Origin of the sequence: Methanolobus vulcani (assembly GCF_900100715.1) — an archaeon.
GTDB classification, from domain to species: domain Archaea; phylum Halobacteriota; class Methanosarcinia; order Methanosarcinales; family Methanosarcinaceae; genus Methanolobus; species Methanolobus vulcani.
The window spans coordinates 402968-425718 of the sequence record NZ_FNCA01000002.1; the positions used below are offsets into that span (position 1 = coordinate 402968).

22 protein-coding genes are annotated in these 22751 nt (G+C 34.3%); all 22 read left to right on the forward strand.

The window, feature by feature from the left end; genetic code table 11:
* The first annotated feature begins 180 nt into the window (after positions 1–180).
* The 22 genes from BLP52_RS04610 (at position 181) to BLP52_RS04715 (ending at position 22746) form a co-directional block, all read left to right on the forward strand.
* A complete protein-coding gene (locus BLP52_RS04610; protein WP_091709075.1) occupies positions 181–1170 on the forward strand; it encodes an SDR family NAD(P)-dependent oxidoreductase in 990 nt (329 codons plus the stop codon).
* A complete protein-coding gene (locus tag BLP52_RS04615) occupies positions 1167–2099 on the forward strand; it encodes a dTDP-glucose 4,6-dehydratase (protein WP_091709077.1) in 933 nt (310 codons plus the stop codon). The genes BLP52_RS04610 and BLP52_RS04615 overlap by 4 nt, the downstream gene beginning before the upstream one ends.
* A gap of 21 nt (positions 2100–2120) precedes the next feature.
* A complete protein-coding gene (gene pseC / locus BLP52_RS04620) occupies positions 2121–3254 on the forward strand; it encodes a UDP-4-amino-4,6-dideoxy-N-acetyl-beta-L-altrosamine transaminase (protein WP_091709079.1) in 1134 nt (377 codons plus the stop codon).
* 6 nt (positions 3255–3260) lie between these two features.
* Complete coding sequence (locus tag BLP52_RS04625) at positions 3261–3857, forward strand: GNAT family N-acetyltransferase (RefSeq protein ID WP_091709080.1); 597 nt, start codon at positions 3261–3263, stop codon at positions 3855–3857.
* 167 nt (positions 3858–4024) lie between these two features.
* Positions 4025–4990, forward strand: coding sequence for an ATP-grasp domain-containing protein (locus tag BLP52_RS04630; protein WP_091709082.1), 966 nt, complete (start codon positions 4025–4027; stop codon positions 4988–4990).
* A gap of 28 nt (positions 4991–5018) precedes the next feature.
* Positions 5019–5918, forward strand: coding sequence for a class I SAM-dependent methyltransferase (locus BLP52_RS04635; RefSeq protein WP_091709084.1), 900 nt, complete (start codon positions 5019–5021; stop codon positions 5916–5918).
* Positions 5915–6622 (forward strand): HAD family hydrolase, encoded by a 708-nt coding sequence (locus BLP52_RS04640; RefSeq protein WP_091709086.1) that lies wholly within the window; start codon positions 5915–5917, stop codon positions 6620–6622. Before BLP52_RS04635 ends, BLP52_RS04640 begins: the two co-directional genes overlap by 4 nt.
* A complete protein-coding gene (gene pseI, locus BLP52_RS04645; protein WP_091709088.1) occupies positions 6606–7649 on the forward strand; it encodes a pseudaminic acid synthase in 1044 nt (347 codons plus the stop codon). Before BLP52_RS04640 ends, pseI begins: the two co-directional genes overlap by 17 nt.
* Before the next feature lie 139 nt (positions 7650–7788).
* A complete protein-coding gene (locus BLP52_RS04650) occupies positions 7789–8790 on the forward strand; it encodes a Gfo/Idh/MocA family protein (RefSeq protein ID WP_091709089.1) in 1002 nt (333 codons plus the stop codon).
* Positions 8787–9542 (forward strand): cytidylyltransferase domain-containing protein, encoded by a 756-nt coding sequence (locus BLP52_RS04655; RefSeq protein ID WP_091709091.1) that lies wholly within the window; start codon positions 8787–8789, stop codon positions 9540–9542. The genes BLP52_RS04650 and BLP52_RS04655 overlap by 4 nt, the downstream gene beginning before the upstream one ends.
* A gap of 31 nt (positions 9543–9573) precedes the next feature.
* Entirely contained in the window at positions 9574–10896 is a 1323-nt protein-coding gene (locus tag BLP52_RS04660) for an aminotransferase class III-fold pyridoxal phosphate-dependent enzyme (protein WP_091709092.1), read from the forward strand.
* Positions 10897–11064: 168 nt separating this feature from the next.
* Positions 11065–11814 carry a sugar phosphate isomerase/epimerase family protein gene (locus BLP52_RS04665; protein WP_091709094.1) on the forward strand — a complete coding sequence of 250 codons (750 nt, stop codon included), beginning with the start codon at positions 11065–11067 and terminating at the stop codon, positions 11812–11814.
* A 37-nt stretch (positions 11815–11851) separates the two neighbouring features.
* Positions 11852–13735 carry a polysaccharide biosynthesis PFTS motif protein gene (locus BLP52_RS04670; RefSeq protein WP_091709095.1) on the forward strand — a complete coding sequence of 628 codons (1884 nt, stop codon included), beginning with the start codon at positions 11852–11854 and terminating at the stop codon, positions 13733–13735.
* A gap of 10 nt (positions 13736–13745) precedes the next feature.
* The gene (locus tag BLP52_RS04675) at positions 13746–15572 is read left to right on the forward strand and encodes a hypothetical protein (RefSeq protein WP_162272936.1); all 1827 of its coding nucleotides are present in this window, start codon (positions 13746–13748) and stop codon (positions 15570–15572) included.
* A complete protein-coding gene (locus BLP52_RS04680; RefSeq protein ID WP_091709098.1) occupies positions 15559–16524 on the forward strand; it encodes a class I SAM-dependent methyltransferase in 966 nt (321 codons plus the stop codon). Before BLP52_RS04675 ends, BLP52_RS04680 begins: the two co-directional genes overlap by 14 nt.
* A 31-nt stretch (positions 16525–16555) precedes the next feature.
* Positions 16556–17638: a glycosyltransferase gene (locus tag BLP52_RS04685; protein WP_091709100.1), complete on the forward strand. Its 1083-nt coding sequence runs from the start codon at positions 16556–16558 to the stop codon at positions 17636–17638.
* Positions 17639–17678: 40 nt separating this feature from the next.
* Positions 17679–18410, forward strand: a complete 732-nt coding sequence (kdsB, locus tag BLP52_RS04690) for a 3-deoxy-manno-octulosonate cytidylyltransferase (RefSeq protein ID WP_091709103.1) — start codon at positions 17679–17681, stop codon at positions 18408–18410.
* Between the two features lie 59 nt (positions 18411–18469).
* Positions 18470–19309, forward strand: coding sequence for a 3-deoxy-8-phosphooctulonate synthase (gene kdsA, locus BLP52_RS04695; RefSeq protein WP_091709224.1), 840 nt, complete (start codon positions 18470–18472; stop codon positions 19307–19309).
* Positions 19310–19318: 9 nt separating this feature from the next.
* Positions 19319–20281: a KpsF/GutQ family sugar-phosphate isomerase gene (locus BLP52_RS04700; protein WP_202905725.1), complete on the forward strand. Its 963-nt coding sequence runs from the start codon at positions 19319–19321 to the stop codon at positions 20279–20281.
* An 8-nt stretch (positions 20282–20289) separates the two neighbouring features.
* Positions 20290–20877, forward strand: coding sequence for a KdsC family phosphatase (locus tag BLP52_RS04705; RefSeq protein ID WP_162272937.1), 588 nt, complete (start codon positions 20290–20292; stop codon positions 20875–20877).
* The gene (locus BLP52_RS04710; RefSeq protein WP_091709108.1) at positions 20874–21809 is read left to right on the forward strand and encodes a radical SAM/SPASM domain-containing protein; all 936 of its coding nucleotides are present in this window, start codon (positions 20874–20876) and stop codon (positions 21807–21809) included. The genes BLP52_RS04705 and BLP52_RS04710 overlap by 4 nt, the downstream gene beginning before the upstream one ends.
* Before the next feature lie 4 nt (positions 21810–21813).
* The gene (locus tag BLP52_RS04715) at positions 21814–22746 is read left to right on the forward strand and encodes a glycosyltransferase family 2 protein (protein ID WP_091709109.1); all 933 of its coding nucleotides are present in this window, start codon (positions 21814–21816) and stop codon (positions 22744–22746) included.
* Positions 22747–22751 lie beyond the last annotated feature (5 nt).

Below are 22751 nucleotides of genomic sequence, written 5' to 3' on the forward strand. Positions count from 1 at the left end.
AAAATTTATTAGGAATACTTGTAATATAGGCTTGAGCAGTCTATGATGCTTTTGTAAAGATAAAATAATTTCATGGCTAAAGGATTCATTGATCTGGAGAATCTATTATTGATTTATAATAAAAAGTTTATTTATGTGGTGGGATAATTATATTGCCTTTGTTGTACATTGAGGAGTTTTATGGAACAATTTTATTCTGGTAAACGTATTTTAATAACAGGTGGTGCTGGTAGTATTGGACAGTCACTAGCTGAAAAAATGTTGGAATTTGACCCTGCTGTTATTAGAATTTATGATGCGAATGAAAATGCTCTTTTTCATATGCGTCAGAAATATTCTGATGATACAGGGAAAAAAATGAGGTTCCTTTTAGGTGATATCCGCAATTTCAACAGGTTGCAGTATGCTTTCAAAGACATAGATATAGTTTTCCATACTGCTGCTTACAAACATGTTCTCGAGTGTGAATATAATCCTATAGATGCCATTGATGTTAATATCAATGGAACAGCAAATGTAATCCAAGCTGCTATTTATCAAGGTGTAAATAAAGTTATTTTTACAAGTTCGGATAAAGCAGCAAACCCTTCTAATACAATGGGCACAACAAAGTTACTTGCAGAGAAATTGATTACTGCTGCTAATGACTATGGTGCAAATACTACTATCTTTGCATCCTGCAGATTTGGAAATGTGGTCGGTTCAAGTGGATCAGTAGTACCCTTATTTAAGAAGCAAATATTAGAAGAAAAAAGAGTTACTATTACAGATTCCCAAATGACACGTTTTATGATTACTCAGGATACTGCTATTGATTTGATGCTTAAAGCCGGTATGTTTTCAGAAGGCGGTGAAATATTTATCTTTAAAATGCCGTCAATAAATATCAATGATTTGGCTGATGCAATGATTTATAAATTCGGAGAAGCTACTAAAGAATTTATTGGGCGTAAACCTGGAGAGAAGATGTATGAGGAAATAATGACAGAAGAAGATGCTTCTCGTTCATATGAAGGCGAGGATATGTATGTGATTTTACCTCAGATTCGAGAAATTGACTATGATCATAATGAACACTTTACAAAAGTACAATCTATAAAAAGTTCAAGGGATATGGATTTGCTTAGTATGGATGAAATTTTTACTTTGCTTGAAGGAGCAGGAATATGAATATACTTGTAACTGGTGGTGCTGGTTTTATTGGAAGGTGGGTTGTAAAGAGATTACTGGATGATGGGAATGACGTACTGGTTCTTGATGATCTTTCTAATGGACGGGAACAAAATATAAGTGAATTTCAGGTAAATCCCTCGTTTAGTTTTGTAGAAGGTGACATTAAAGATTCTGCTCTTATTTCCAAGCTTTTCTCAAACAAATTAGACATATGTATCCATCTTGCAGCAAGTATTATTGTGCAAGATAGTATAGATGACCCTCGGAAAACTTTTGAAAATGATGTAATCGGTACCTTCAATGTTCTTGAAGAAGCTAGAAAACATGGAACCAAAATAGTTTTTATGAGTACGTGTATGGTATATGATCTTGCAAAATCAGATGGTGCAATTGGAGAGAATCATCCTACTAAGCCTGCTTCTCCATATGCAGGTGCTAAACTTGCAGGAGAAAATATGGTACAGTCTTACTATCATGCATATGGTTTGCCCACTGTTATTCTCAGACCTTTCAACACATATGGTCCTTTCCAGAAGAGTACTGGTGAAGGTGGGGTCGTTGCAGTTTTCCTTAAACAGGATATCGAAGGTGAATATCTCAATATCTACGGGGATGGTACACAGACCCGCGACCTCATGTACGTAGAGGATTGTGCTGACTTTCTCGTGAGAGCAGCATATTCTGATATTGTGAATGGAGAACTGTTGAATGCTGGACTCGGAAAAGATATAACTATCAACGATTTAGCTTCTATAATTTGCGGTGATTCAAAAAGAATTAAACATGTGGAGCATATTCATCCTCAGAGTGAGATTGCTAAACTTGTTTGCGATAATAGTAAGGCTTACAAGGTTTTGGAATGGAAGCCAGAAACTCCTCTTGAAGAAGGTATAGAGAAGACACGTAAATGGCTTAAACAAAATTGAAGTATGAATGTGGCAATTTAAATGAAGTATATTCCCTACGGTTTTCAGTGGATTGATGAAAACGATATTCGCGAAGTTATCAGTGTTCTGAAAAGTGACTGGATAACCACCGGTCCCAAAATTCAAGAATTTGAGGATGCTCTTTGTAGATATACAGGCGCATCACATAGTGTAGCTGTAAATAGTGGTACAAGTGCATTGGATATTTCAGTTCAATCACTGGAGTTACCACCAAGCTCTGAAGTAATAACAACTCCATTTACATTTGTTGCTACTTCCAATTCTATAATCTATAATGGACTAAAACCTGTTTTTGCAGATATCTGCGAAGATACTAGGAATATAGATCCAGATTCCATAAGGAATAAAATAAGTGAAAGGACAAAGGCTATTATATATGTGGATTATGCGGGACAGCCTTGTGATATCAAAGAGATTAAAGAAATTGCCGAAGATTTTGATTTGTATTTGATTGAGGATGCTTCTCATGCAATTGGTTCGGAGTATGAAAACAAAAAAACAGGCACTTTTGCAGACATGACGATTTTCAGTTTTCATCCGGTGAAACATATAACAACGGGTGAAGGCGGAGCTGTGTTGACAGACAATGAAGAGCTCCATGAAAAGTTATCAATGCTGCGTAGTCACGGCATAGATAAAACCACATCTGAAAGATATGGTCCGGATGCCTCATGGGCTTATGACATGAAGTACCTTGGAAGAAATTATAGAATCACAGATTTTCAGGCTGCTCTTGGAATATCTCAACTGGGCAAACTTGATTCCTATCTGGACAAAAGACGTGAAATAGCTGGTATATACAGTGAGCTTTTTGCAGATGTTCCTGAAATAACCATCCCATCGGTTAGGAAGAACCTGAAACATAGCTGGCATCTTTATACTGTACTTATAGATTCAAGGGTTCACAGGGACGTTTTTTTTGGGAAAATGAGGGCAAATAATATAGGTGTCAACCTTCATTACATTCCTATTTATAAGTTCTCTTATTATCAGGGAAAATACGGCTCAATTGGTGAACTCCCTGTTACTGAGGATGTTTTCAAGAGAATAATTACGCTACCTTTATTCCCTCGCATGCAGTACGATGATGTCTTGAAGGTAGTTGAAACCACAAAAAAATTACTAAGTAAGTAAGGTGAGATGATGTATCGTCCATTTATTGTTGGGATGAATATATATCTGAGAGGTCTGGAGAGATCAGATATTGAAGATCCGTATTTCCAATGGCTCAATGACAGGGAAGTTACCCAATTTATGGAATCTGGTAATTTTCCTAATACTTTAGAGGATATGGAGTCTTTTTTCCAGAGTAATTCCTTGAACAAAGATACTGTGATTTTTGCTATAATAGATTCTCAGACCGATAAACATATAGGAAATGTGAAACTTGGACCGATAAACTGGATATCAAGGAATTCTCATATGGGAATTATGATAGGAGATAAGGCTTCTTGGGGAAAGGGTTACGGTTACGAGTGTGTGAAGCTGATTGTGGATTATGCATTTAATGTATTGAATTTGCACAAAGTAATGCTGGGAGTTGTCGAACAGAACAAGGCGGCTTTAAAACTTTATCAAAAGGTGGGTTTTACAATTGAAGGTATATGTAAAGAGCAGTTTAATCTGGATGGCAAGTACTGTGATGTTCTTTATATGGGACTGTTGAAAAGGGATTATTTAACTACTAATGGAAGCATTTGCTTTGATCCAGATGGAATAGATTTCTATGTGGATTAGATTGATTCATTCCAAATGTAAACTTTTGAAAATGTTATCTATAATAATGATGAATAATTTAACTAGGTATATAGATATTCTCATAGATTATTCTGTACCTTGTAAAATAGCAACTAATGTACCTATAGATTTTTCAGTAAATAGGAATATTTTTAAGATGGATTAGAATGGCGGTATATCAAGAAAGCAACATTTTGGTAACAAGTGTATCAAAAAAAATTCCACTCATCAGGTCTCTTCGAAAAGCAAGCCTAATGTTTGGAAATAAAGTAAAAATATTCGGTGCAGACAGCAACAATAATTGTATTGGAAAGTACTTTGTGGATGAGTTTTGGAACATGCCTTTACTTGATCAAATGAATATCGAATATCTAATAGACTATTGCAAAAATCATGGCATTTCATACATTGTCCCCAGTCGTGACGGTGAATTGCTTTATTTTTCTAAATTCAAAAGCAAGCTAAAACACCATAACATTCATGTTATGGTGTCAGATTATGATACAATCAAAACCTGTTTGGACAAATTGACATTTTCTGAAAGACTTTATGCCAATGGTTTCCCTGTAGTAATGACTGTAGAAGACATAGGATGTTTAGAGAGCGATTATTATGTTGTGAAAGAAAGGTTTGGAGCAGGATCGCGGAGCATAGGCTTAAAGTTAAGTAGAAAAGAATCTATTGAGCACGCAGAGCAACTTAAAAATCCTATTTATCAACCATTTATTTTCGGGAAAGAATATAGTGTTGACTTGTATGTAGATAAAACTAGTAAAACAAAAGGCATTGTTGTCCGCGAAAGAGAACTTGTCGTAAATGGTGAGTCTCAAATTACGGTGACTCTTAGGAATGACAAGTTAGAGAAGTTATGCGGTAAACTTGCTGAAAGTATTGGTATTTGTGGACATGCAGTTTTACAGGTTTTAATTGATGATTATGGAATGTTTCATATAGTAGAGTGTAACAGCCGTTTTGGTGGAGCTTCATCGCTAAGTTTTGAAGTGGGCTTACATAGTTTTTATTGGTTTTTGTTGGAGTCTGTTGGTAAAAATATAAATGATTATCCTTTTATTCGGTCAAAGAGGGAAAAAAGACAGGTGCGTTATGCGGAAGACATGTTCATCAGTGAATAAATAAGAAACTCAAAAAGGAGATATATATATGGCAGAAGATTCTTACAAAGTTATAAAAGATTCTATATTTCAACATAAACATTTAGATCCTGTTCCTAGGAATGAGGAACTTACCGATTTCTATCAAAGTAAATATTTTGACTTAATCCGCAAGGGGGGACGTGCTCCTGAAATTCGCCGTTTAATGGCTGGAGGTGAAACGGCGGAACAAGAAAGGAACTGGTTAAGAAATACGCTTTATTCTGATATTAGTTATGTGCTTGGTCAGAATTCCTTAGGCAACCGAGTTCTGGATATTGGATGTGGAACCGGGGATCTTGTGGCATTTTTGAAAGAAAATGGATATGATGCACATGGTATTGAACCTTCTTCAGATGCAGTTGAGATTGCATTATCCAATGACCTTTGTGTTTACAACTCTACGCTGGAAGATTACGTAGCAAAGTTCTCTCAATCAAGTGAAAGGTATGATGCGGTAACTCTTATGAACGTTCTTGAGCATGTTCCTGATCCATCAAACATTATGGAATGTGTGAAAAAAATATTAAAACCAGATGGAATTATTTGTGTTAGAGTTCCCAACGATTATAATGGATTGCAATTAGCTGCCCAAAAAAAATTAAATAAGGAACCTTGGTGGATAGCAGTTCCTGATCATATTAATTACTTTGATTTTAAATCACTGCGTAATTTTTTTGAACATATGGGATTCGAGGTTTTTTATGAACAGAGTGATTTCCCTATGGAATTGTTTTTGTTAATGGGTGATGATTACGTAAACGATCCTGAGCTAGGTTCAGTTTGTCACAAAAAAAGAGTATCTTTTGAAACAGCAGTTCCCCGCGAACTGAGGCGTCAGATGTATCGTTCGATGGCAGATTTAGGATTGGGCCGCTGCTGTTTAACCTTTGGTAGGAAATCAGTATGAAAGCAGTGCTGTTTGACTTAGATAATACATTGTATCCCGAAATAGATTTTGTAATAAGTGGTTTCAAGGTAATTTCAGAATATATTGCAGACCAATACGATTTAGACCAAAGCAGTTTGCTACAAAGGATGTTGACAATACTAGATAGAGATGGGAGAGGTAAAATCTTTGATACTTTACTTCAGGAGTTGAATTTGCAAAATGAAATAAATGTAGAGTTGCTAGTCTATCTGTATCGCTCTCATATTCCTGCGATTCATCTGGATGAAGATGTTTTATTAACATTCGAATATTTTAAAAACAAAGGAATCGCGTTAGGAGTTATTACTGATGGTGAGGTTTTAGTTCAAAGAAACAAAATATTTGCCTTGGGGTTAGAGAGTATGTTTGATGTGATTATATATACAGATTTATTAGGAAGAAACTATTGGAAGCCATCCACAGTTCCTTTTGACATAGCTCTTGATATTCTACAAGTTTCTTATAATGATGCAACATACGTTGGTGATGATATTAGTAAAGACTTCAGGGGTCCTAATTACTTGGGTATGACTACTATCCAAATCACAAGAAATGAGAAAATAGGTTTTCCAGAAATTTTAACAAATAGCTCTTATTCAACAGCTCATACAAAACCCAAATTCATAGTTGACAAGCTTGGCGAAATTATATCAATTGGAGGAAAATATGATGATTATAAATAATAGACCAATCGGTCTAGGTTACCCTACGTATATGATTGCCGAAATATCTGCAAATCATCATCATAATTTTGAAGAAACCGTTAAAACTATCAAACAGGCCAAGCTCGCCGGGGCAGATGCGATCAAATTACAAACTTATACTGCTGACACTATAACAATCAAAAAAGACACCGCTCCATTTAGGCACAGTTCGGGATCTCTTTGGGAAGGCCGCACACTTTATGACCTTTACACTGAAGCTTATATGCCTTGGGAATGGCAACCTAAACTTAAAGAAATTGTTGAAAAACTTGGAATGGACTTCTTCTCAAGTGCTTTTGATCCGACAGCTGTGGATTTCCTTGAAGAGCTAGGGGTTCCAGTACACAAAATAGCATCTTTCGAGATAGTGGATATCCCTTTGATAGAAAAAATGGCCCGTACAGGAAAACCGTTGATTATTTCAACGGGGATGGCAACTATTGGAGAAATAGAAGAGGCTGTAACTGCTGCAAAAAAAGCAGGAGCAACTCAGATTGCTCTTCTCAAGTGTACGAGTGCCTATCCAGCTTCTGCAGAGGATATGAACTTACGTACAATTCCACATCTGATAGATACTTTTGGGTTACCGGTCGGGTTATCAGATCATACATTGGGTGTTGTGTCATCTATAACATCAGTGGCTCTTGGTGCTTGTATTGTTGAGAAACATTTCACTCGTTCACGATCGGTTCCAGGGCCCGATAGTGCTTTTTCAATAGAGCCTCATGAATTTAAGGAGATGGTTGAGGCTATTCGTATCACAGAAAAAGCCTTAGGAAAAATTCATTATGGTCCAACAGGAGATGAAAATAAAAGCAAAATATTTAGACGTTCACTTTTTGTTGTCAAAGATATCAAGGCTGGTGAGAAATTTACAAATGATAACATCCGTTCAATTCGTCCGGGAAATGGTCTTCACCCTAAATATCTAGGAGGAGTGTTGGGTCGTATTGCAACACAAGATATCGCTTCTGGAACGCCTTTAGAATGGACACATGTCGGATGAAATGCCTGTTAGGTGGAACTTTTGTAGACTAGTTACTAGTCGAATCTATTGCATAATACCGTTGATTGAGAATTATGTTTTCAATTAAAATGCAATTGTAAATAATCTGTAAATATAGTTATCAGGGGATATTGAAAACATGTTAGGTTTGGTTATAGGCTGTGGTTCAATAGGAAAACGACACATTTCTAATCTGATAAAATTAAAAAACTGTCAGGTTATTGCTTATGATATTAGTGAAAACCAGCGATTGCAAGTAGAGGATAAATTTAAGATCACAGTTTTTGATAATTTATGTGATGCTTTTGAACAAAAACCTATGTTTGCGGTTATCTGTAGTCCTACATACCTGCACATAGAACATGCCATTCTTGCAGCACAGAATGGATGTCATCTTTTTATTGAAAAACCTCTCTCAAATTTAATGACTGGTATGAATACGTTGTTTGAAGATGTTTCTAGCCAAAAATTGATAACATTTATTGGTTGTAACATGAGATTTCATCCGGGTCCTTCTAAAGTTAAGGAAATAATTTCTTCAGGTAAGATTGGCAAGATTCTCTATGCACGGATTGAAACCTCTTCTTACCTTCCTGGCTGGCGACCAGAGCAGGATTATAAAAAATCTTACTCTGCTAATGAACAGCAGGGAGGTGGTTGTGTCTTGGATAGCATACATGAACTAGATCTTGCTTGCTGGTACTTGGGTGATGTAAAATCAGTTTTCAGTGTAACCCGAAATCTTGGGTTTCTGGGGATTGATGCTGAGGAAATATCAGAAATAATCTCTGATTTTTATTCTGGTACGATTGCCAGCATACATCTTGATTATGTTTCTCAAAATTATGTAAGGAGGAATCATATTATTGGTGAATATGGTTCTATTTTTTGGGATTTTAATTGCGTTACCGTTGATGTATATCTAGCTTCAACCAATGAATGGGAAGTCCATAAACTACCTGAAAATTATGATCTTAATGAGATGTACATTGATGAAATGCGTTACTTCATATCATGTATTACTGATAAAACCGACTCATTTAACGATATTGGATTTGCTTTGAAAACTTTAAGGTACGCTCTTGCTGTAAAGGAATCGTCTGAATTAAAGTGTATGGTAACTTTGGAGGAAATTGAATGATAATAGGCATTGTCCAAGCACGTATGGGGTCTACAAGATTTCCGGGTAAAGTGTTGAGGTATATTGATGACAAGACTCTTTTACAACATATGATTGAGCGAATTCAAAGATCAAAATTAATTGATAAGTTCGTGATAGCTACTTCAGTTGAAGCGGAAAATTCATTGATAGAGGACTTCTGCAATAAAGTAGGAGTTTCATGCTTTAGGGGAAGTGAAAATGATGTCTTAGATAGATATTATAAGTGTGTAAAATCTTTAGATCCTCTTCCTGATATCATTGTAAGAATGACAGCGGATTGTCCCTTGAGTGACCCCAATGTTATTGATTTTGTTGTGAGGGAACTAATTGATAAAAAAGTGGATTATGTGACTAACTCGTTTGAGCCTCTATTTGAAGATGGTTTCGATGTAGAAGCTTTTACTTTTGAGGCACTTGAAGTAGCATGGAAGAATTCAACACTAAGATCAGAAAGGGAACATGTTACTCCGTATATGAAGAAATCATCTGCAATTAATAAAATTTACAAAAAGTATTCTCATGATTACATCTATAAATTGTCTGTTGACACACCGAATGATTTCAAACTAATACAGAATATATTTTCTCAATTGTACTCTCCTGAAAAAATATTTACTATGATGGATGTTGTAAATCTCTTAAAGTCTTACCCAGAAATGCTAGATATAAACAGTGAAAGTGTAATCAATGAAGGCTACAAGAAATCACTGTCAATGGATAAAACAGATTAATAAATATATGTGATTGTTAAGGTGTTTTAATATGGTTAGTACCAGAAAAGGTGTTGAAACTTGGAACAGGGCAAAAAAAATTATCCCTGGTGGAAGTCAGTTATTATCAAAACGTTCAGAAATGTTCCTCCCTGATATCTGGCCTTCCTATTATAAAAAAGCAGAAGGTGTAGAGGTTTGGGACCTTGATGATAACAGGTTTATAGACATGTCTCTTATGGGTGTAGGTTCTTGTGTCCTGGGTTATTCCGATGAAGATGTCAATAAGGCTGTAAAATCTGCTGTAGATAATGGTAGTATGTGTACTCTTAATGCACCTGAGGAAGTAGAACTTGCAGAGCTTTTAATAAAACTCCATCCGTGGGCAGATATGGTAAGATATGCCCGGACTGGCGGTGAAGCCATGTCTATAGCTGTGAGAATTGCAAGGGCAAAAAGTGGGAAGGAGATTGTACTTTTTTGTGGATATCATGGCTGGCATGATTGGTATCTGTCGTCCAATCTGGCAGATGAGAAATCTCTTGACGGACATCTTCTGCCAGGATTGAATCCTAGAGGTGTGCCAAGAAATCTTAAAGGCTTAACTCTCCCATTCAATTACAACGATACAGAAGGTTTTATGAAACTAATCGCTGAAAATAAAAACCATGTAGGGGTAGTTGTACTCGAATCAATAAGAAATAACTACCCGAATAAAGAATTCATTGAGACTATCAGGCGAGTGACAAGGGAAATGAATATCATTCTAGTAGTAGATGAAATAACTGCAGGTTTTAGGCTAAATAATGGAGGTGCACATCTCATACTTGATTTTGAGCCTGATATAGCAGTCTTTGCAAAAGGAATTAGCAATGGTTTCCCTATGGCTGCAATAATAGGAAAAATGGATGTTATGGAAGCTTCTCAGGATACCTTCATTAGCAGTACTTATTGGACTGATAGAGTAGGACCAACGGCCGCTTTGGCTACAATCAACAAGTTTATTGATGAGAATGTTGCTATGCATCTTGCCAGTACAGGAAAAAAGGTAATGGATGGTTGGAAGCAACTTGCTGATGACCATAATATTGATATTGAAATTTCGGGTATAGATCCATTAGGGCATTTCGAGTTTAAAAACGAAAAACCGCTGGTTTTCAAAACCCTTGTTACACAGTTGATGCTTGAAAAGGGATTTCTTGCTACAAACGCCTTTTATGCATCTTATGCCCACAAAGATGTCCACATAGGAGATTATTTGAGTGCTCTTGATTTATCCTTCGAATTAATTTCGAAAATAATTCATGACAAGTCAAAGCCGGAAAAATATCTGAATGGTTCTGTATGTCAATCAGGATTCAAAAGATTAACTTGAAACGTTTTATACCTCAAAACAAGAAATATCTATAGAATAAAAGATTCAATAAATACTTCATTTGTTCTCAAGATGTAGAATTAAGGTTTCTTAAGAAAGTTGTTTTACTAGCAAGAGTATAATTCCATTTTAAGCAGTTGATTGGGTAAATTCAGGAGATGTGCAAGCATGAAATTTGGTTTAAAATTGTGGTCCATCAATACAAATTTAGTTGATCAAGCTGTCAGTTTAATAGATAGTAAGATATTTGATTACATTGAATTATTTGTGGTGCCTGGTAGTACTATCGAGTTTTTTTCAATAGATATTCCATATGTAATTCATATTCCGCATGATACATTTGGTGTTAATATTGGGGATTCATCGTTAGATCGACATTCATTAAAACTAATCAATGAATCTATCAATTGGGCGGACAGTTTAGATGCAAAATATATCATACTCCATCCAGGTTATGGTTCACTTGAACATGCATCCTGCTTCTTAAGCAAAATTTCAGACCCTCGCTTACTTATTGAGAATATGCCAAAAATAGGTCTAGGTGGTGAACTGATGATTGGCTATTCGTCGGCTCAGATAGAATATCTAATTGGGGATAATGAAATGGGTCTATGTTTAGATTTGGCACATGCTGTGAAAGGGGCGGTTAGTTTAGGGATAGACTATAAATCTTATATTAAGGAATTTATGAATTTGGATCCTCGAATGTTCCATATCAGTGATGGTACGCTAAATGTGGAAACAGACCAGCATTTGAATATAGGTGAAGGAGAATATGATTTCTCTTTTATGCAACAGTGTATAGATAGTAGCTCCACCGGTTTTGTGACTATGGAAACCCCAAGAATAAACTTAGGATCGTTGGCTGAAGATATTTTAAATTTAGAAAGACTTAGATGTATACTCAATTATAAATAGATTATTTCAGACTTCTTTATGTACCTTGGGGATTCATATGAAAAATGATGAGAAAAAAGTCGTATTTTTTGAAAACATAAATATATCTTTCTACAAAACCTGTGTGTCATATCTAAACAATGGGTATATAGTATACTTTTTTAAAATAGATAATTCTTTTCTCACTAAATCGCCTATTAGAAATAACTTGGATAACAGGAAATTAATAAATATTTCAGAATTATCTTTTGATTATTCTCTATTTACTAAAGCAGCATTTTTTTCTCACAAGAATCTGGACTCAGTTTTTGAAAGATATTTGACATCGCCGTTAATAAGGTACGTTTCTAACCTTTATGATTCTTCTAAAGTTGTGGATGTTTATAGAAAAGAACTGATGGGAGTTTTGAACACAGTTTATACAATGGAACTAAAAATCAATGCAATAATTGAAAATTCAGTGGAAGTTGTGATCTTCTGTCCTGTTAACAACTATTGTTTACATTCAAGTGAGTTTTCTTTACTATCTGGAAAGGTTCATGTAAAAGCATTCAATAATCGGAGTGTCTTATTAACAAGATTGCAAAGCAAAATGAAAAATATAGTCCTTTTGTTTTATCCATTTTACATATTGTTTAATAAAGTAAAACCTCTCCCTTCAAAGAAAAAAGATGTAAAAGAAATTAGGATTGGGCTTAATGCAAATCTTCCTGGCTTTTTTGGGTTCAATCATCATTATATTGGTTATATAATTGATGAGATTTATGGATTACCAAAAAGTGAAGTACTGTTTATTGATGAGACTTTTGAAGCACAAAATTCCGTTGATTTTAGAAAATATGGCTACATGCACACAGATTTCAGGAATAAAAGAGAACGTATAAGCAAAACCTTTGCATCTAAAATAATTTCTGAATTCATTCCTGTTTGGTTATTTTGTTTAAGGAGGGCATATAAAGAAGAAGATTTTATTATTAAATCAACTAGAATTATTTTAGTAGATTATATTAAGTGGAACATGTTTCTGGATTCCTATTCTATTGAAAAACATATTACGGTACTTCTTCCAGATAATATTTCCAAAACTCTCCTTTTGGAAAAAAAAGGTGTTAAGACATTTTACATATATCCAGATAACTATGCAGGTGATTATCATATAGCTCAGGATGACTCTCTCCCAAATTCTGTTTTTTATATATTCATGCATGTAAATCATGCAATAATTTTCGGAAATAAGGTTGAGAGATTTTTTAATGTTAATCGTAATTCTATTAACCATTACCACAAAGTAGGCGTGCTTGCATCTCAGAAAGTAAGGGAATTGAAAGAAGGATTAATTGACTCGGATTTATTTCCAATAAATAAAAAGAAAGAGTTGCCAGAGAAAATAGTTGCTGTATTTGATACTTCTTTTGTAGACTATGGCCCGTTAAAAGTGAAGGATGGAATCAAATTTGGTGAAGATATTTTGTATCTGTTGCAAGATTTTCCTGAAATTGGTGTAATTTTCAAAGAAAAAAAATTCCTTTCTGAAACTCCTGAACTTGCCCCTATTTATGAACAACTTGAAAAACACGAACGTTGTTACGTTGTCAGAAAGAGCAAAGAAGAAATCCATTTTAGCTATGAAGTCATTGCCTCTGCGGACCTTGTAATCTCGGCTGCTTACACTTCTACGACCGCTGAAGCCCTTGCCTCAAGGACCAAGGCTGTATATTATGATGTAGCAGGTACTGATATTGACGAGAAATATTATTTCAACTCTTTTCCTAATCTAGTAGCTCATAATTATAGTGATCTTAAAAGACTGGTGAACTATTGGCTGTATGAAGTTGATATCAAACAGTTCAATAACTTTTTAGAAACATATGTGAAGGGGGAAATTGATCCTTACCTTGACTGTAAAGCTATTGACAGATTGCATCAAATACTTAAAAATTAAAGGAATGAACATGGGTCTAACTGTTTTAACAGATAAAAGTGTTCTGAAACAATTGAAGTTTAAAAGAACCAGTAATAAATTTATTTATGTAGGGAAGCAGGATAAAGAAATCTTAAAATTACTTGAAGAGGCAGGGTATATTCAGTTTTTTGTTGATTATTTTGAAAATGAAGAATCCAAGGAAAGATTTGTTCAATCCTATCTTGATTTAATAGGGTCACTAGGTTCAAAATATTATTCTCTTTGCTGGTGGTCTACTTTTACTTCGTCAAAAAACAAATTTGCTTCAACTCTTTTTCAAGAACTTCTTCTTTTGCACTCGGTATCAAGATGTCTTGATAATGCTGATGATGATTTATTGTTGATTAATCCCCCAACTTCTGTTCTGCAGTCACTAATAAAATATTGTCAGCTGAATTATATTAGTTTTAAAATCATAGATGCTGATGCTTTTTCAATGCCATACAAAATAAAAAACTTCTTTGTTGATTTTATTATGAAAATATTCCTGATTTTTAAAACATGGTATCGAATAATTCTGGCAAAATGGTATTTTAGAAACTCAGGAATATATGATCGTAATTCCATAAAGGAATATTATGTTCTTAGATCATGGTTTTATGAAAGGTCAATAAATAACAATCATACCTACAAAGATTCTTTTTTTGGAGTTCTTCCTTCTTATCTTTCACAGAAAAAAGAACTTTTAATAATTGCAGGGATTATAGGAGATTATCGTGCAACACTCTATAAAATTAAAAAGAATAAAGAATTTTTAATTTTACCACAGGAATATTTTGCAGATTTTCTCGATCCTGTTCGATCTATTGTTAATGTGATAATTAATAAAGTATACATAAAAAGTGTCGATTTTATGGGTATTGAAGTATCAGATTTGATAAATTTCCATCTTAGAGAGGATTATATCTATACTGCGGCAGAGGAATGTTTGCAGAAATACTATATTGAAGGTTTAGTCAATAAATTTAAAATAAATACTTTTACGACAACCTTTGAAAATAATCCATGGGAAAAAGTTTGTTTCATGACTCTTAAGCAGAAAAGTCCAAAAACTAAACTAATTGGATATCAACATGCGGTATTATCTCCTTCATCTTTAAATATGTTTGTAAGCAGTCATGAAAAAAAATTCATTCCATTACCTGATAGAATTATAACTACTGGTAGGGTTACCAAAGATATGCTTGAAAAATATGGTCAATATGATCCTGATATTTTGAAAGAAGGTTGTGCTCTGAGGTTTGAATATCTTTATAGTATTGCTAAAAAAGAGCGTAAGGTTAATCACACTATACTTGTCACACCGGAAGGTGTTTTGGCTGAATGTGTCAATCTTTTTAATTTCATATATGAATCTTTAAAAGACTGCAACAAAATTGATGTCATTTTCAGATCTCATCCTGCTCTTCCATTTGAATCTTTCCAAAAGTATCTTCTATTTGATGTCAACGATTTTCCTCATTTCCATCTTTCAATAAATGATTCTTTAAAAGATGATCTCTTTTTAGCTGATATTCTCGTTTACAGAGGAAGTTCAACATCAATTGAAGCTTTGAAGACTGGACTCCCTATAATTTATGTATCAACAAATGAATTATTAAGTGTTGATCCTCTTTTTGAGTGTGAGTTTTTAAAATGGAAAGTAATAACAAATAATGAATTTGTTTGCGCTTTGAAGGAAATTTACAATTTGGATGAAGACACTTATAATTTACAATGGAAACTAGCTAACCTTTATCTTAATAAATATATATCTCCTATTACAAATGATAAAATGAATACTTTCTTCTTTGAGGAAAAGGATGAAAATGAATAATAATGGTAATAATGTCTTCTCATATGTTAACCGCCCTATGATTGATGAGGATATAACTTATTTAGAAAAAAGCGAATTAGCAAAACAGATTTTTTCTTTAGTAGATAGTTATGCAAAAGAAAATTATTTGTTGTTCAACGGTAATTTCCTCGCGAATAATCTCAATGATGGTAAAAATCATATTACAACTGCTTCTTTTTATCGTTTGTGGGAATACATCTCTCTTATTGAATTGGCTTCTCTTAACTCATTGAAGGAAGAAGAACGAAAAAATTTTAAAATACTTGATTGTGGAGGTTGTTCAACAGCTATAGATTTCTTCTTGGGAGAAATGGGTTTTTCTGTTTATTCCGTTGATTTAAATGGATTCCTAGTCCTAAATGGTAATTATGTTGCAGAGCAAAAAGGACTTTCTGTAATAAACAAAAAGGCGGATTTTACTTCATTGCCATTTGATGATGAGTTTTTTGACCTTGTTTTCTCTATTTCAGTTTTTGAGCATATTGATAAAAAATTGCGCTATCTTGCGATACAGGAAATGGAGCGCGTTGTTAAACGAGGAGGTTACATCTACAATACATTTGATTATGGTTCTTATAGTGGAAAAAATGAGTTGAATTATGGTATTTCTGCAGAATACTGCAAACATGATGTGTTGAGTTTAAACGAAATTTCTGAACTAATTACCAAATTAAAAAACTCCAAAATCGTAGGTAACCTTATTGATTCTAATATCCATGATTTTCCATTTAATGCGCCTTCCCATGAAGAATTTTTGATGTATGTCAATTTCAAAAGACAGTTCAATGCTTTTTCCGGCTTATTTGATGTTTCACAGTGGTTTTTAAAGTTTCTTCTTCTACAAGTTTCACCGCAAATAGTTAAAAGGATGTATAAAAACACAGATTTTTATAATTTCTTCAGATTACTACTTCAAAAAAAGCAAGCTTAGAGGTGGTATTATCAAAAAAATAAAAATTATCTTGCCTAGTAATAGTTGGAAAGGAGGACTACAGCAGATTGCAGCAACTATAGCTTCATCATTTTTGAATATGGGATGGGAGGTTACACTGAGTTATCCTGTTTTTCCTTATTTTTATTCCTATTACAAAAGAAAGCAGTTAATTCCTCTTATGTTCTTCTGGAAAAAATCTATTCAATTCTATCTTAAAAATCCAGATTTTACTTATTCGGAGATGTTTAAAAATAATGAAAATCTAAAAATAGAAACACATCTTTTTTATGATTGCCCACAGAGTTTCAAGCTTTATGATTTTGTGTTGATTTATACAGAATATCAGATAAAAGAGATGGGGAACAAGATTGATCAAAGTAATGTTCTATTTTATTTCTTACATCCTCTTGAGATAATGCAAGGAAATTCTGATTTTTTTAGGAGCTTAATACGTAATTTCAAAGGTAGGATCATTTCATTATCAAAATTCTCCAACGAATATCTTTTGGATGTAATCAATAAAGAAGCACCAGTTTTACCTCCTGCATTGAATCCAATCTTTCTTAAGATTAATGATAATATTTCCGATGAAAAAGAATTTGATTTTCTTTTCAATTATATCCCATCCGCCAACAAAGGGTTTGATATTTGTGAAGAGTTTCTTGAACTGGTAAAAACGTGGTACCCTGAAGCAAAAATAGGATTTTTTATGTCTATAGTAGATTCAGCATCTAAATTAAAAGAACAGTTTCCGAATGCAAATTATTATTTTAATATTTCGAACAGCCAACTAAAGGAGATGTATTCCAAATATAAATTTTTCATATATCCTAGCAGAATAGAAGGTTTTGGTATACCACCATTAGAAGCTATTACGTGTGGTACTATACCTATTGTCATGAATGTTGGTGGCATAGGGACTTATGCTGAAGATAATGTTAATGCAATATTTTTTGAGGAAGATTGTTTAGAGTTAGCTGTTAAAAAATGTGTTTATTTATTAAAAAATCCACTTGAATTAAAAAAGTATCAAGATGCATGTTTAGAGGCTAATTTAGAACTTTTTGACCCAGACACTTATGCTCAAAGACTTTTGGATCTTGTAGCATGAATTATATTAATTTTAATAATAAAATAATGAGTGATATTGTATGAAGGTTGTATGCGTAATTCCTGCAAGATATGATTCGTCTAGATTTCCTGGTAAACCACTTGTAGAGCTATGCGGAAAAGTGATGATACAAAGAGTTTACGAACAGATCAAAAAAGCAAAGATGATTGATAAATCCTATATTGCTACAGACGACATGCGTATTGCAAAATGTGCTCGGAGTTTCGGAGCAGACGTCATAATGACATCTTCTTGCCATGAATGTGGCACAGATAGAATTATGGAGGCTGTTCAGAATATTGATTGTGATATAGTACTTAACGTGCAGGGTGATGAACCTCTGGTTGATCCGCAGGCTCTTGATATTTTGATTGATACGATAGTTACTGACTCTAAAGTTTATATGGCTACAATGGTAAGTCCAATTGAAGACGAAAAAGACTATAATGATCCAAATGTAGTAAAAGTTGTAAAGGATTTAAACAACTATGCTCTTTACTTTTCACGGGCAGGTATTCCCTTTTCAAGGGGAGGTGTAATTTCTCATGTTTTCAAGCAAGCAGGCATTTATATTTATAGAAAAGACTTTCTAATAAGATTCGCGTCTTTAGGAACCACTTTATATGAGAATATTGAAAAACTTGAACAGCTAAGAGCCCTTGAGAATGGTTACAAAATTAAAGTCGTTGAAACATCTTATAGTTCAGTTTCAGTTGATACTCCTGAAGATGCGGATCGTGTAAGAAATATTATCTGCCGAATGTCTAAATAATCCTTATACTTAATCTTATATCATATAACAAAATATATAGAATGCATTTGCTACAAGTGATGGGAATGATTGATACACAACAAAAGAGCGTCAGAATAGGGAATATTGTATTCAATAATAATAATCCTTTTATATTGATTGGTGGTCCATGTGTTATAGAAAGTGAGGAACATACTTTTTATATGGCAAGGGAAATTTCAAAAATAACTAACGAGTTAAACATACCATTTATTTTTAAATGTTCTTTTGACAAGGCCAATAGGTCCTCAGTAGATTCATTCAGGGGTCCTGGGATAGATGAAGGGCTACGTATTCTTAAAAAAGTCAAAACAGAGTTAAATATTCCTGTAATATCAGATGTTCATACTGAAGAACAAATTCCAAAGGCTGTTGAGGTACTAGATATTGTTCAGGTTCCAGCTTTTTTGTGTCGTCAGACCGATCTTCTTGTGAATATTGCAAAATATAATGTGGTTGTCAACGTAAAAAAAGGCCAATTTCTAGCTCCTTGGGACATGCAAAGCGTCATAGGAAAAATAGAATCACAGGGCAATCATAATATTCTGCTTACAGAACGGGGTGTAACTTTTGGATATAATAATTTAGTTTCTGATATGCGTTCACTAGTAGTTATGAAAGAGACAGGTTATCCTGTTGTATATGATGGGACGCATAGTGTACAGTTGCCAGGTGGGCTTGGTTGTGCATCTGGTGGACAAAGTGAGTTTATACCTCATCTTTGTAGAGCTGCTGTAGCAGTAGGAGTTTCTTCCGTTTTTTTGGAAATACATAACAATCCAACTGAAGCAAAATGTGATGGTCCTAACGTCTTAAATCTTAAAAATCTCAAAGAACTATTAAAACAATTAAAGATGATTGATTCTGTTGTAAAAAATTAGGAGATGTCTATGGATTATATAGAAGAAGGTGCAAAAGTCCTTAACCAAGAAGCTAAAGGGCTGTTTGAAGTTGCAGATAAACTAAACGGCAATTTTGAAGAAGCAATAAATACGTTATCAGCTTGTGAAGGTCGAGTTATAATTACAGGTATTGGAAAATCTGGAATAATCGGCAGAAAGATTGCTTCTACTCTCGCAAGTACTGGGACTCCTGCCTTTTTTCTGCATCCATCTGAAGCTTCCCATGGTGACATGGGAATGGTAACTAACAAGGACATTGTAATACTTATCTCTAACAGTGGTGAAACTGGTGAGATTCTACACCTTTTACCAAGCATGAAATCACTCGGAGTAACAACGATTTCAATGTGTGGTAAAAAGGAATCGACTTTATTTCGTGAATGTGATATCTCCTTGAACATAGGTGTTTCAAGTGAGGCAGATCCTAATAACCTTGCTCCGACAACAAGCACAACCGCAGCCTTGGCAATGGGGGATGCTCTTGCAATAGTTCTCCTGAAACTCAAAAAATTTCAGCCAACGGATTTTGCTAAACTTCATCCTGGTGGTTCTCTTGGGAGGAAACTGACTGTACGTGTAAGTCATTTAATGCACAAAGGCGATAGTATACCTACAGTAAGAAAAGATGCTACAATCAAGGAAGTTATCTTAGTTTTTACAAAAAGTGGTCTTGGGGTCGCGGCTGTGGTTGATGAAAAGGATGCTTTGATTGGAGTGTTTACGGATGGTGACTTGCGAAGACTCATTGATGTAGAAACTGATTTTATAAACATCAAAATTGGTGATGTCATGAAGAGCAATCCTAAAGTGATTTCTCCTGATGAGCTCGCATTTGACGCACTAAGAATGATGAATGACTATCAAATTACGGCATTAATGGTCACTGAACAGGATAGTACCTTGGTAGGCATCCTTAATATTCACGATATACTTAAAGCAGGCATCTCATAGGTATGATCATGTCAGAAATTCAAAACTTGGAACGTGAAGGTATAAGTGCTATTCTTATGGATGTCGACGGTGTACTTACAAATGGTACAGTTATTCTTGGCAACAACAATGCTGAATTCAAGGAATTTAATGTAAGGGATGGAATGGCAATATCAATTGCAAGAAGATGTGGCATAAAGATTGGTTTTATAACTAGTCGTCAGAGCGAAGCTGTTGAGTTAAGGGGCAAAGAATTGAATATTGATTATCTGTTTCAGGATGCAAAATCCAAACTTGCTGTCGTTGAGCAAATTAGCTCTTCTGAGAGTATTCCTCTCAACAAAATGTGTTATATTGGAGATGATGTAGTCGACGTACCCGTATTGAAAAAAGTCGGTTTTCCTGCTACTGTTAAGGATGCACCAGAGGAAATAAAGTCCTATGTATCATACGTGTCTGCTTTCAATGGTGGGGAAGGTGCTGTCAGAGATATAATCAAATATATTCTCTCAGAAGGTAACAGATGGCAGTCTACTATAGAATTAGTGATAAAAGAATTGGAAGCTGATGCGCAATCTGCTTCTGAATTAAAGTTGATCGGTGAACTGAAACAATGATTCCCATTAATAATGAAATCAGGTTTGAAACAACCACGAAATGCAATTATAATTGTGTAATTTGCCCGAGAGGGACTTTCACAAGAAACAAAGAAACTATGTCTTTCGAACTTTTTAAATTATTATTTGATAAAGTTCGCTTCGAGACAAAACAATATGACACTATAACATTTTCTGGTTTTGGTGAGCCACTGCTCGATGAGGGTCTATTTGAAAAAATAAAATATGCAAAGAGTAAGGGTTTCAAAGTACTTATACTGACCAATGGTTCAAAATTGACCGTCGATACGTTTAAGAAATTGCAGTATATGAATGTGGATTCCATTCGCATTAGTTTTTATGGGATATCATCATCTTCTTATTGTCGTGTGCATGGAATCTCAAACATCATTATGTTTGAAAAAGTAAAGCAGAACTTGATTGATATTTCTGAGATTAAATCCCACACACAAATTATTCTTACCTATAATATCGTTGATGCTATAAACAGTTCTGAAACCCAACAATGGATTGATTTCTGGAAAGAACGTGTTGATTTGGTGGAAGTATGGAAACCACATAACTGGGTAAATGGGAAAAGTTATCGTCAAGTTCAGAAAGACAAATTGAAGACATGTGGACGTCCTTGGAATACTCCATTGCAGATACAGGTAGATGGTACAGTTAACATGTGTTGTTTTGATTATAATGGTAAGTTATTACTGGGTGACTTGAAAACAGATTCATTGAATGATATTTTCAATTCTGATGCTTTCCAATTAATCCTTAAGTGCCATGAAAATGGGAATTTTGAGGACAGTGGGCTTATTTGTGAAAACTGTGATCAAAGAAATTCTGCAAAATCAGATGTGATGGTCTACAATTCTATATTCGACGTTAGAGATCGAGTAGGTAAATTCTCTACAACATATACTGATTTACAAACAAAGTGATACTATGGCGCATTTTAAGCATAAGATCTCTTTAATCGTTCCCACAAGAAATCGTCAGGAACTCTTAAATAAAATGTTAAATAGTGTAGAAAAACAGACTGTTATGCCAGATCAGGTAATAATAGTGGATGGGAGCGACGAACCAATTGAAAATGATATCCAACATTTCTTATCGAAAGGTATTGATTACATACGTGTCTATCCGCCTTCCTTGACGAAACAGAGAAATGCAGGTTTCAAGGTTGTGAATGAGGGAATAACTCTTGTAGGTTATCTCGATGATGATATAGAGCTGGAAATGAATGCAGTTGAAAAACTGTTATCATTTTGGGAAACATGTGCTGACGATATAGGGGGTACTTCTTTTAACATCACAAATAATCCAGTTCGAAAATCATTGACCAAACCTCTACTACGGTTTTTCATGATAGAAAGCAATGTCCCTGGAAAAGTTCTCCGTTCAGGTTTTAATACCGGGGTTTATCCTCTTGAACAAAATACCTATTCTGAGTGGTTATGTGGGGGTGCAACAGTCTGGAAAAAAGACATTCTAGACAAATATGAATTCGATGAATGGTACAAAGGATGGGCCTACTATGAAGATGTAGAGTTTAGTCATAGAGTTGCAAGGAATTACAAGTTAGTCGTCCTTTCTGACGCACGTCTCGAGCACAACCCTCCTCCATACAATATTAAAAGGAACTATATTCTTGGTAAAATGGCAGTTATAAATCGCTATCATTTTGTAAAAAAGAATACTGATCTCTCGGTTTCTCTATATTACTGGTCGCTTATCGGTGAAATTACTATAAATATTATGCAAAGTATATGGGAGAGAAATTTAGGTGGATTTAGGTTAGCTTTTGGTAATATATCTGGTTTAATTGATATAGTGACAGGAAAACTTGTTCAAGTAGATGTTAATTTTAGAAAATAATTCCA

Excerpts from the sequence above, each read along its gene's own strand:
- BLP52_RS04610 (WP_091709075.1), top strand. The coding sequence starts at position 181 with ATGGAACAATTTTATTCTGGTAAACGTATTTTAATAACAGGTGGTGCT.
- BLP52_RS04615 (WP_091709077.1), top strand. The coding sequence starts at position 1,167 with ATGAATATACTTGTAACTGGTGGTGCTGGTTTTATTGGAAGGTGGGTT.
- pseC (WP_091709079.1), top strand. The coding sequence starts at position 2,121 with ATGAAGTATATTCCCTACGGTTTTCAGTGGATTGATGAAAACGATATT.
- BLP52_RS04625 (WP_091709080.1), top strand. The coding sequence starts at position 3,261 with ATGATGTATCGTCCATTTATTGTTGGGATGAATATATATCTGAGAGGT.
- BLP52_RS04630 (WP_091709082.1), top strand. The coding sequence starts at position 4,025 with ATGGCGGTATATCAAGAAAGCAACATTTTGGTAACAAGTGTATCAAAA.
- BLP52_RS04635 (WP_091709084.1), top strand. The coding sequence starts at position 5,019 with ATGGCAGAAGATTCTTACAAAGTTATAAAAGATTCTATATTTCAACAT.
- BLP52_RS04640 (WP_091709086.1), top strand. The coding sequence starts at position 5,915 with ATGAAAGCAGTGCTGTTTGACTTAGATAATACATTGTATCCCGAAATA.
- pseI (WP_091709088.1), top strand. The coding sequence starts at position 6,606 with ATGATGATTATAAATAATAGACCAATCGGTCTAGGTTACCCTACGTAT.
- BLP52_RS04650 (WP_091709089.1), top strand. The coding sequence starts at position 7,789 with ATGTTAGGTTTGGTTATAGGCTGTGGTTCAATAGGAAAACGACACATT.
- BLP52_RS04655 (WP_091709091.1), top strand. The coding sequence starts at position 8,787 with ATGATAATAGGCATTGTCCAAGCACGTATGGGGTCTACAAGATTTCCG.
- BLP52_RS04660 (WP_091709092.1), top strand. The coding sequence starts at position 9,574 with ATGGTTAGTACCAGAAAAGGTGTTGAAACTTGGAACAGGGCAAAAAAA.
- BLP52_RS04665 (WP_091709094.1), top strand. The coding sequence starts at position 11,065 with ATGAAATTTGGTTTAAAATTGTGGTCCATCAATACAAATTTAGTTGAT.
- BLP52_RS04670 (WP_091709095.1), top strand. The coding sequence starts at position 11,852 with ATGAAAAATGATGAGAAAAAAGTCGTATTTTTTGAAAACATAAATATA.
- BLP52_RS04675 (WP_162272936.1), top strand. The coding sequence starts at position 13,746 with ATGGGTCTAACTGTTTTAACAGATAAAAGTGTTCTGAAACAATTGAAG.
- BLP52_RS04680 (WP_091709098.1), top strand. The coding sequence starts at position 15,559 with ATGAAAATGAATAATAATGGTAATAATGTCTTCTCATATGTTAACCGC.
- kdsB (WP_091709103.1), top strand. The coding sequence starts at position 17,679 with ATGAAGGTTGTATGCGTAATTCCTGCAAGATATGATTCGTCTAGATTT.
- kdsA (WP_091709224.1), top strand. The coding sequence starts at position 18,470 with ATGGGAATGATTGATACACAACAAAAGAGCGTCAGAATAGGGAATATT.
- BLP52_RS04700 (WP_202905725.1), top strand. The coding sequence starts at position 19,319 with ATGGATTATATAGAAGAAGGTGCAAAAGTCCTTAACCAAGAAGCTAAA.
- BLP52_RS04705 (WP_162272937.1), top strand. The coding sequence starts at position 20,290 with ATGTCAGAAATTCAAAACTTGGAACGTGAAGGTATAAGTGCTATTCTT.
- BLP52_RS04710 (WP_091709108.1), top strand. The coding sequence starts at position 20,874 with ATGATTCCCATTAATAATGAAATCAGGTTTGAAACAACCACGAAATGC.
- BLP52_RS04715 (WP_091709109.1), top strand. The coding sequence starts at position 21,814 with ATGGCGCATTTTAAGCATAAGATCTCTTTAATCGTTCCCACAAGAAAT.